General features: G+C 42.7%; 1 protein-coding gene. It reads right to left on the bottom strand.

The annotated features are described in order from the left end of the window. The coding region (locus HMPREF0373_RS01580) for an alpha-amylase family glycosyl hydrolase (RefSeq protein WP_021737797.1) at window positions 1-911 on the bottom strand (911 nt) is incomplete at both ends.

Genomic DNA, 911 nt, shown 5'->3' with positions numbered 1-911 from the left:
TTTACCTTTAACCATGGAGTTCCTTTTGTAAAGCCACCATTTTCCTCACCAGTCCATTGCATCGGTGTTCTTGCATTGTCACGACTCATTCGGCTGCATACTTCCAAGGCTTCCTGATCCGATAATCCCGCTTCACGGGCAGTATGATACTGGTCTTTTGTACTGATATCATTAAATTCTTCCATGCTGCTCCATTTGGCATTTCTCATCCCGATTTCCTGCCCCTGATAAATGAAAGGAATTCCTCTAAGCAGAAGGCTGATGGTGCCAAGCATCTTAATTCCGTCCGGTGTCTGAGCATAAGATGGCAAAAATCTGGACGCCCCTCTTGGCTCATCGTGATTTTCAATGATATTCGCCTTAAAGCCATACTTCTGTGTTTCTAATTGTGCCTGAATGATCGTAGCTCTCCATTTCGCAAATTCCAGCTTCGGAGCATCATACCATCCATGTTCACCATCACTGAGCATATGGGCGCTAAAATCAAATATTGTTGAAAAATGACCAGTTTCACCAATAAATTCCGGTAATTCATCCGGTTTCATATTAAATACTTCTCCGACTGTAAAAGCATCATACTTTTCAAAAGTTGACTTTTTCAGATCTTCCAACAGCTCCCCTACTCCTTCTACGCTTTCAACCATCTTGCAGCAGCTTACCAGACCATCTTTTCCATCCGGTGCAAAATCAGGAAAGTTCAGATCTTTCTTGATGTTTATGATTGCATCGATTCGAAATCCGGAGAGACCCTTTTCCAGCCACCAGTTGATCATATGATACAGTTCCTGGCGTAGCTTCGGATTTTCCCAATTCAGATCCGGCTGTTCCTTTGCAAACATGTGAAAATAATACTTGTCTGTTCCCGGTATTTTTTCCCAGCAGCTTCCTCCAAAATAGGAACGGTAATTGCT

It is taken from the genome of Eubacterium ramulus ATCC 29099, from assembly GCF_000469345.1.
Lineage (GTDB): Bacteria > Bacillota > Clostridia > Lachnospirales > Lachnospiraceae > Eubacterium_I > Eubacterium_I ramulus.
This window is presented reverse-complemented; position numbering and strand designations above follow the sequence as displayed.